The following is an 8895-nucleotide window of genomic DNA, read 5'->3' as shown; positions in this document are numbered from 1 at the left end:
GATTGATCATGCCCCGCCGGCTGATCCCGGGAGGAGTACTTCATTCACCTTGGGCACAGCCCCGACAAGGATAAGAAGGCGGAGAGCGCTGTCCTCTCACCTCGATTGCACGGGACAGCACAAGAGTGGGGCGCTAGGCGACAGCCGAAGCGGCTCGCTTGCGCCGACGCTCGGCAGCCGTCTGGCGCCCCTATGCACAATCGGGGGCGGAAGAGGTGCCCTCAGCCTGGCTAAGGTTCAGGCACCATTGCACCCAGTAGCCTATTCGATGATGAGATCGTCCCGGCGCGACCTCGCCCCTTCCCCGACCAGTGGTTCTCGACCGCCCCGCAGGACAGAGTTCCCTTCGAACAGAGTGCGCTGGTCAATCTCCGGTGGGTTCAGCCAGTCCTGCTCACTTATCTGGCCGCTCTGCCCGTAGGCCGCCAGGGCATTTCCGTAGCAGACGCGGCGAACTGTCTCTTCGGGAATACCAGACTGCAGTGCCAGTTCGGCCGTCTTTGGCACACCGAGCGAGTCCGAGATACCCCAGTCGCAGGCGGAATCCACAATGATCCGCTCACCGCCATACTGCTTCAGCAGCTCGACCATTCGGCGGTTGCCCATTTTTGTTGATGGATAGATCGAGAACCCGGCCCAGTAGCCACGCTGGAGCGTCTCGGCGACGGTTTCCTCGTTGTTGTGATCGATCACGCACATCGAGGGATCGACACCCATCTCCTCGATCACGTCCATGGATCGAGTGGTGCCCCGCTTCTTATCCCGATGCGGCGTATGGACCATGACCGGCAGGCTCAGCTCCTTGGCAAGCAAGAGCTGCGCGCGGAAGTATCTGTCCTCCAGTTCTGTCTGCTCGTCATAGCCAATCTCACCAATGGCAACGACCCCCTCCTTCAGGGCAAATCGGGGGAGCCATTCCATGACCCCTTCGGCCAGTTCCTCGTTGTTGGCTTCCTTCGAGTTCAGGCCGATTGTGCAGTAATGGCGAATGCCGAACTGTCTTGCGCGAAAGCGTTCCCACCCGACGATTGAAGACAAGTAGTCGACATAGGTCCCGACATAGGTCCGAGGCTGTCCCACCCAGAAGGCGGGCTCAATCACTGCAACGATCCCCGCCTCGGCCATAGCATTATAGTCATCGGTGGTGCGGCTGATCATGTGGGCATGTGGATCGATGTACATTATGCCGTCTCCTCCAAATGGTGCCAGTCGAGACGCCCGGCTGCAATCTCGTCCTCCTCAGGACGCCCCGCCAGAATATCATGCGCTTGTGGCGCAGGAGAGATGGATAGTGCCAGCGCCGCAGCCCTTCCACTTGCGCCACCTTCGGAGAGAGCACGCACCAAATCAGCCAGCGCAGCCTCATCCGCGGCGAAGGGCCCGACGCAGCGCCACAACTCAGGCGCGACAGGACGGCCCGCCGCCCAACGCTCGTGCGCGTACTCGCGCAGGATCCTCGCTAAATCCGGGTTGGCCCGCTCGTCGAGACCGACAATGGGGGCAAGCCGGCTGTCGATGAACAGGGCCTTCAAGATCATATGGTTCCAGCGGTGCTCCTCAAAGTGGTCTCGGGGGAAAGGGTTGTGATGCGCGATGGCCTCAAAGACCGGCTTTAGGTTCGAGCGCAGTCCCTCACCGACCTCGAAGTGCAGCGCTTCTGGTTCCGGATAAAGCGGCAGGCCCCGGAAGAGCGCGATCAGCTCAGAGGCATCCGCCGTTCGCCTGAGGTCCTTGAACCGCTCTGCGAAGGGGCGTTGTCCCGCGTGGAACAAGAGGGCGAGCACCCGCGCCGCTCCGTCGACACTCCATTCCTCAACACTCCAGCCAGAAACTGCCCGCTCGACCGCGGCGCTTTCCTCCGCCGTGGGGCGAAGATTGGCCTTGCCAAGGCGGCGGGGTGCCAGCCCCATAAATATGTGAAGATCACGTTCGGGCGCGCCGCGTTTGAGCCGGTCCAGCTCTGTCTGCATCCACTCCGCTTCATTGCCAGCCCGAGCAAGGACCATTTCTCGCAGCATTTCAGCGGCTGTCATCGCGAGCTCCTATGGTCGTCAGCGTCACTATTTAACGCTATCGAGGCCATAAAGGTTGCCGCCGTGGCGCTGAAGAATACATCTCATGCTATGCACCCTGTTCTCGTCATCCTTGTCGTCGGCCTGGCCCCTCAACTCATCGGGCGCGACACTCCGAACCTGAAGCGATTAGCTCAACGTGGCGCGCTGCGTCCCCTTGAGACAGTAACACCTGCCGTCACCTGCACGGTGCAGTCGACGTTGGTGACGGGCCTACCCCCTTCGAGCCACGGGGCGGTCGCCAACGGCTGGTACTTCCGTGATCTGCGCGAGGTTATGCTGTGGCGGCAGCCTAACAACCTCGTTGAAGGTGAGAAGATCTGGGAAGCAGGACGCAGGCGCGATGCCGACTTCACCTGCGCCAAGATGTTCTGGTGGTACAACATGTATTCGAGTGCGGATTGGTCAGCCACGCCGCGTCCCATGTATCCTGCGGATGGTCGCAAGATCCCAGACCATTATGCCTTTCCACCAGAACTCCACGACGAACTGGATGCCAGGTTCGGGCCGTTCCCTTTGTTCAAGTTCTGGGGCCCACTTACCGATATCACCTCTTCGGACTGGATTACAAAAGCGACCCTGCACGTGATGAGGACCCGCCAGCCCACGCTCACCCTGACATATCTGCCGCATCTCGACTACAATCTGCAGCGCCTCGGTCCGGATCTTGAGCATCCCCACCTACGCTCGGACCTGCGTGAGATCGACGCGCTCTGCGGCGAACTCATCGAGGAGGCCGACAAAACTGGTCGTCGTGTTATTGTGGTGTCGGAATATGGGATCACTCAAGCGAACGGCGTGGTCCACATCAATCGCGTGCTCCGCGAGGCGGGGCTGATCTCCGTTCGCCCCGAGGAGCATGGGCGTGAGGTCCTGGACTGCGGCGCGAGCGCGGCCTTCGCCATGGCGGATCACCAGGTCGCGCATGTCTATGTGGCCGATCATGACCGTATTCCCGAGGTGAAGGGAATTCTCGAACGCGTGGATGGAATTGAGGCGGTCTGGGACGGTACGGGGAAGAAGGAGCATGGGCTGGATCATCCCCGCTCAGGCGAGCTCATTGCCGTCTCTGAGGCTGACCGCTGGTTCAGCTACTACTATTGGCTCAATGACGAGAAGGCTCCAGACTTCGCTCGTACGGTCGATATTCATCGCAAACCCGGCTACGATCCTGTCGAACTGTTCATCGATCCCGACATCCGTTTCCCGAAGCTAGCGGCCGCCACCAAACTTGCCCGGCGCAAAGCTGGCTTTCGGCAGCTCCTCGACATCATATCGCCCTCGGCAACCCACCTCGTGCGCGGCACACATGGCCGCCTCACCGCAGATTCAGCGGATGGACCGCTTGTAATTTCGTCCGAGCCGAGCCTCCTCCCCGACGGGCCGCTCCGCGCCACAGAGTTTAAGTCGCTGGTGCTGTCTCACGTCTTCGAGTGACGAACACTCAGGTTCCTGGAACGAACCGTTGGAAGAAGAGAGTCAGTAGAAAAGCGCCAACGGCAACCAGCGCGACTCCAGCAAAGCCCTGTCCCGCGATGAGAACGGCATCGTAAAGTGAGATCCCTGCGATTAGGGTCACGACCGCCCGGGGGACGTCCCCCGGCTTCCTTTTGAACAGCAGTCGCACCGCAAAGCTCATCAGGACCACCAGCGCGGCCCAAAGCGATAGGGCGACCGGGTTCGTTCCAGCAAATACGAGGCCAATGATCGGCGGCACGGCCAGCACTGCGAGCGGCCAAGCTCGGCCAATGCGATCATAGGCCTCTTGCTTGGCCGCATAAGTCAGTCCGACCACGTAGGCGAAAAGCCCTGCTGCCCCGATTAGGACCGCCGCTGAAAAACCGCCTGCGACAAGAGCCCCGAAGACATAGCACAGGAACCGCGTCGCGCCCATGATCAAGGTACTGAGCGCCGTCCGCTTGTGCAGCCAGTCGTAGAGCAGGATTGCAGCGGCTAGCGCGAGTGCAGCCGCGGCCGCAGTCGATCCGAAGTACGATCCCAGCAGTACCGCAAAGACAAGGAGTGCGGCCCCTACGAGAAACACAGCAGTTTGCGAAATTTCTCCAGACGGGATTGGGCGTGACGCTCGTTCTCGAGCATCGATCTCCGCATCGAAGGCATCGTTCAGCCACATTCCTCCGACATAAAAGAGGCTCAGAATTACCGCGGCACCAATGACCGCACCGTTTGATATCGATGTGCCCGCGCCGATAATCGCTCCAGCAAGCGCGTTCGTCCAGACCGTCGGCAGGTTTGACACGCGGCCGAGGCGGAGGAGTGTGGGGAGCTTCAGCTTTGAAGCTGATCTGCTACCCAAGAAAGTTCTCGGACGATCGCCATTTCCATGCTGTCGGTCCGCAGTCGCTCGGGTAGGACGTCCCATGTGTAGGTCTCCACCTCCAGGTGCCGGGAAATTGGGCTCGTCCGGTGGAGAGCCAAGATATCTTCGAGGAAATCTCTGGTGCTCTCAAAGGCCCCAAGATCCTTCAGAAAAATCGGCACATGAAAATGCACGCGCCATTCCTCACCGTCGGCGTCGGCTCCGCGCCCCAGCGCATCTGGCAGATCTAGAGCTCGGTACAGGCCGCTCTCGCGTTGGCCAATCACTTGATGCAGGTAGACCGGTTCACTGAAGTTCTCCAAGGCCTTACGAGTTTCAGGTGAAACCACCGGAATGCGAAGTGCTGCGCTGAGCTGAAGCTTGTGGACTGGAATCCCGGCATCGCGCAGCAAGGTGATGCTCTCCTCTGGGTTTTCGAATTCAACTGCGGCGTGGCAGACGTCGTAGCAAAGACCGAGATGACGTGGCAGGGCCGCTTTGGCTTGATCTAAATCCAGTTTCGCTAGCTCCGAAAGCCGCGTGATCCCCGCTGAGCCAAACAGCCTGTCGCAGAAGAACGAAACGGTCTCGGCAATAGTCTCCAACATACATGCCGGCTCAGGTTCGATGGCGAGGGCAACTGTGACACCTGTCCTCCGCTCGAGAGCAACCAAATGCGCCGCCGCCTTCAGGAGATTATCGGCGATCAGATCCTCTTGCCCTTCGGCCAGATCGCGGAAGCAACCGGGCACTGTGCTGAGACTGACAATTTCGCCTTCAGGGGCAATCTCGGCCATCAGATCAGCAAGTTCGCAGGTGTAACGCAGCCGCTCAGGTTCACGCCAGTCCGGGCGGTAGACGTCCTCCTTGACCCGGGTGCCGTGGAATGGCCCGTAGGGAAAGCCGTTTACAGTCACCGCCAGCAGCCGCTCGCGCCCAAGCAGATCCTTGAGCTCGGCTCGGGCTCCAAGATCACGCAGGTCCTCCAGAGCTTGCGCCGAGAAGCGCAACCCAACTGGAAAAGGTTTATCCGCCGAGAAGGCGTCCCGGACACGTAGGAAAGGGCCGGAAAGGGCCGCACGAACCTCCGCCCAAGTCCCGGTCGGGTGGATGTTCAAGCAATACGTCAGGAATTCATCGCCCCTCCTCTGTGTCATTGAGCGCCCTCCTGTCCTTCGAGCCAACGCAGGGCATCCAAGACCAGGTCTTCTTTGATTTCATGCACCTCTATGCCTCTGCCGAGATCCTCGAGCAACGTCACTGTTAGCTCACCTCCGAGATGCTGCCGGAATTCGTCCAGACCCGCCAAGAGTGCAGGGCGACCATCTGGTCCAGGCTTCAAGAGAGCAGGATGGAAAAGACGTAATCCAAGCTGCTTTAAGACGGCTGCGACTCGCTTCTCTGCGCCCGCCCGCAGAAAGCCCGCCAGAACCGAGTAACGAACATCGAGAGCAATGCCGATCGCAACAGCCTCGCCGTGGTTCACCTCGTGCTCACTCAAGATTTCCAGCTTGTGGGCTACCCAATGGCCAAAATCGAGGGGCCGAGCTGATCCGCGCTCGAATGGGTCTCCGCCGTTGGCGATCTGGTCCATGTGAAGCTGGGCGCAGCGCCGAACCATATGCTCCTCGGCCTCTCGCTCGAACTCAGCGAGCCGGCCAACGTTTTCCTCCAGCCATTCGAAGAACTTCCTGTCCCGGATCAGCGCCACCTTCACCGCTTCGGCAATACCGGAAATGCGCTCCCTTCGAGGCAGGGAAGAGAGAAAGTCGGAGTCGTTGATGACCGCCCAAGGCGGCGCAAAGGTGCCAGTGAAGTTCTTGATGCCCTTCAAATTCACAGCGTTCTTCACACCCACGCCAGAATCGTTTTGGGAGAGCACCGTTGTCGGCACGCGCACATGCCTCACGCCTCGATGCGCCACCGCCGCACCCAGCCCGACCGCATCCAGCACGGCGCCTCCACCGATCGCGATGACGTAGGAGTGCCGATCGATGCCGTGCCGATGTATGGCACTCTGCACCTCCTCGAAGTGTGCCGGATCTTGCTTGATGGCCTCGCCGCCTAGAATGGTAATCGGCTCGACCGCCAATTCCACATGTGGCGCATTCGCGTTGAACCACTGACGCACGCGATCGGCAAAGGATGGCGCCGCCGTCAGAAGCCCCCCGTCAATGAAGACAAGGCAGCGATGTGTTTTGGCAGGCTCCGCCCGAGCAAGCACATCAGACAAAACCGAACTGAAAGGCGAAAAGATATCGCGTGAGAAGATCACCGGATACTCATAAGGAACCGAAAACCGCTGCCAGTGAACCACGTTCTCGGTCGCGTCTGCCGCGATCGCATCTGGCTTGTTCATTGGCTTCCCCTGTGGCGGCGGTATTCAAGGCTGAGAAATCGTTGCCCCCTTGCAGGAAGCTGCATCAGTTTACTTAACAAAGCTGGACCATTCAGGTTCCGCGCCAGGTTGAAGATGGTGCTGGAACATCAGAGCTCCTATAAAACGCAGTGCGCCACGACAGCAGCGATCGCGCCGAAGATCGGCTGTATTCATCAGACGCTTCCCGTCTGGTTGAGGAAAGCTGCGAAGGACGTTGGGACCGCGGGCGGAAGTGTCAGCGAAAAAACGGTTTCCAATCAAGCTGCTCGAATGAAGAACCGTGAACTGCGTCAGGCGAATGAGATCCCCCGCAAAGCATCAGCTTATTTCGCTCTGGCAGAGCTCGACCGCCCGTTGGAGCAATGATTGAGTTTATCGTATGCGTCCGGTCTGACTGGCGTTGACTTATTCAGCTGACCAGTTCCACGGCATGAGGTCATCGAGGCGGTTGATCTTATGATCTGCGACGCGGGCAAGAACCCAGCGAAGCCATGCTTCGGGATCGACCCTGTTCATGCGGCAGGTTTCAATGAGCGTATAAGCGATGGCAGCAGCGTCGCCGCCTCTTTTTGACCCCATGAACAGATAATTCTTGCGGCCGAGAGTCACCGGTCTGATTGATCGCTCGCAGATATTGTTATCGGGCATGCTATTCGTGGCGCTCCAATTTCGACGCTTGGTCTTCTATCTGTCGTGGTAGACTTGGGCATCGGGACAGGGGCGCTGGAGTGCGAAGAAGCGGGCAGGCCGTTTTGACTATGAGCTGCGAGCTCGCGTTGTTATCTGGCCGCCCCTGCGACCTGCCCGTTTGCGCCGAGAGCGCGTATCCGTAGATGTCGCATGAGCCCGTGCACTCCCCTAACAATGATTGGGAGGACAAAGCATGAGATCAATAGGAATGGACGTCCATCGAAGTTTTGCACAGGTCGCGATCCACGAGGACGGTATTACCGCCAAAAGCTTCCGGCTTGAACTGGAGCACGATACTGTCGTGGCCTTCGGCAAGGACCTTCGAGCGGATGATGAGGTGGTGCTGGAAGCGACGGGGAACACGGCTGCCATCGTGCGGCTTCTGACACCGTTCGTCGCAAGGGTCGTGATCGCCAACCCCATGCAGGTGAAGGCGATCGCGCATGCGCGGGTGAAGACCGACAAGGTCGATGCCGCGATACTCGCACAGCTGCATGCCGCGGGATTTCTGCCCGAGGTCTGGGCGGCAGACGACGATACGCTCGCCCTCCGGCGGCTTGTCTCTGAACGCGTGGCGGTGGTGCGATCAATCCGCCGGGCAAAGAGCCGTGTGCATGCGGTGCTGCATGCGAACTTGATCCCGAAGTATGAAGGCCACCTCTTCGGTAAAGGCGGGCGACACTGGCTGGCGAAAGCACCGCTGCCGAAGACAGAGCGCGATCTGCTTGGCCGCCACCTTGACGAGCTGGACTGGCTGAATGACCGCCTCGCGACGCTCGACACGGCGCTGATCCGCTTCTCGCTCGACGATCCACGCATGCGAAAGCTGATGAGCGTGGCCGGGATCAGTTCTGTGATCGCCACCGCGGTAGTGGCCTCCATCGGCGACATCAGTCGCTTCTCTTCGCCAGAGAAGCTCGCCAGCTACTTCGGTCTGACGCCCCGCGTCCGGCAGTCAGGGGACCGCGGCGCGATCCACGGGCGTATCACCAAACAAGGCAACGCGACCGCGCGGACGATGCTGGTGGAAGCGGCCTGGTCTGCGGCGGGCGTTCCGGGTCCGTTGCGGTCGTTCTTCCTGCGCATCAAGGACCGCAAGGGCGCGAACGTCGCGGCTGTCGCCACCGCGCGCAAGATCGCTACGTTGATCTGGACACTCCTCGCGAAGGAAGAACCGTATCGCTGGGCCCGGCCGGCCTTCGTGGCGATGAAGATGCGCAGACTCGAGTTGCGCGCTGGAGCGACCAAGCAGCACGGCAACAAGCCGGGACCCGGGCGGGACTACTGGATAAAAGAGATCCGACATCGCGAGATGGAACTGGTCGCCAACGCAGAGGCGTCCTACGCCCGTATGGTCGAAGCTTGGCGGGATAGACCGCCCAAACCTAAGCCAACTTGAAAAGATTGAAAAAGGGGCTTCTCAACATCATCCG

At 60.0% G+C, this 8895-nt stretch carries 8 protein-coding genes and 1 pseudogene; 3 read left to right on the top strand and 6 right to left on the bottom strand.

Annotated elements, in window-relative coordinates:
* Positions 1-261: 261 nt before the first annotated feature.
* Both ACOI1H_RS21730 and ACOI1H_RS21725 read right to left on the bottom strand, forming a co-directional pair.
* The gene (locus tag ACOI1H_RS21730) at positions 262-1182 is read right to left on the bottom strand and encodes a TatD family hydrolase (protein ID WP_422440113.1); all 921 of its coding nucleotides are present in this window, start codon (positions 1180-1182) and stop codon (positions 262-264) included.
* The gene (locus ACOI1H_RS21725; protein WP_422440112.1) at positions 1182-2033 is read right to left on the bottom strand and encodes an EboA domain-containing protein; all 852 of its coding nucleotides are present in this window, start codon (positions 2031-2033) and stop codon (positions 1182-1184) included. The genes ACOI1H_RS21730 and ACOI1H_RS21725 overlap by 1 nt, the downstream gene beginning before the upstream one ends.
* A 63-nt stretch (positions 2034-2096) precedes the next feature.
* Between ACOI1H_RS21725 and ACOI1H_RS21720 the strand changes: the two genes are divergently transcribed.
* On the top strand, positions 2097-3509 hold the full coding sequence (locus ACOI1H_RS21720; RefSeq protein ID WP_422440111.1) for an alkaline phosphatase family protein: 1413 nt from the start codon (positions 2097-2099) through the stop codon (positions 3507-3509).
* A 7-nt stretch (positions 3510-3516) separates the two neighbouring features.
* Here the strand turns inward: ACOI1H_RS21720 and ACOI1H_RS21715 are convergent, their stop codons facing one another.
* Genes ACOI1H_RS21715 through ACOI1H_RS21705 form a run of 3 tightly spaced genes read right to left on the bottom strand, consistent with a single transcriptional unit; the run spans position 3517 to position 6751 of the window.
* Positions 3517-4332, bottom strand: coding sequence for a UbiA family prenyltransferase (locus ACOI1H_RS21715; protein WP_422440110.1), 816 nt, complete (start codon positions 4330-4332; stop codon positions 3517-3519).
* A gap of 29 nt (positions 4333-4361) precedes the next feature.
* Positions 4362-5510: a metabolite traffic protein EboE gene (gene eboE, locus ACOI1H_RS21710; RefSeq protein ID WP_422440109.1), complete on the bottom strand. Its 1149-nt coding sequence runs from the start codon at positions 5508-5510 to the stop codon at positions 4362-4364.
* 35 nt (positions 5511-5545) lie between these two features.
* The gene (locus ACOI1H_RS21705; RefSeq protein WP_422440108.1) at positions 5546-6751 is read right to left on the bottom strand and encodes a 3-dehydroquinate synthase; all 1206 of its coding nucleotides are present in this window, start codon (positions 6749-6751) and stop codon (positions 5546-5548) included.
* A 114-nt stretch (positions 6752-6865) separates the two neighbouring features.
* Between ACOI1H_RS21705 and ACOI1H_RS21700 the strand changes: the two genes are divergently transcribed.
* Positions 6866-7138, top strand: a complete 273-nt coding sequence (locus ACOI1H_RS21700) for a hypothetical protein (protein WP_422440107.1) — start codon at positions 6866-6868, stop codon at positions 7136-7138.
* A gap of 39 nt (positions 7139-7177) precedes the next feature.
* Here the strand turns inward: ACOI1H_RS21700 and ACOI1H_RS21695 are convergent.
* A pseudogene (locus tag ACOI1H_RS21695) lies at positions 7178-7414 on the bottom strand (transposase domain-containing protein); the annotation flags it as partial.
* A gap of 256 nt (positions 7415-7670) precedes the next feature.
* On the opposite strand from ACOI1H_RS21695, the gene ACOI1H_RS21690 reads away from it, so the two are divergent.
* Positions 7671-8861, top strand: a complete 1191-nt coding sequence (locus ACOI1H_RS21690) for an IS110 family transposase (RefSeq protein WP_422440114.1) — start codon at positions 7671-7673, stop codon at positions 8859-8861.
* Positions 8862-8895 lie beyond the last annotated feature (34 nt).

The sequence above is a fragment of the Loktanella sp. DJP18 genome (assembly GCF_049310965.1).
GTDB lineage: Bacteria > Pseudomonadota > Alphaproteobacteria > Rhodobacterales > Rhodobacteraceae > Loktanella.
This window is presented reverse-complemented; position numbering and strand designations above follow the sequence as displayed.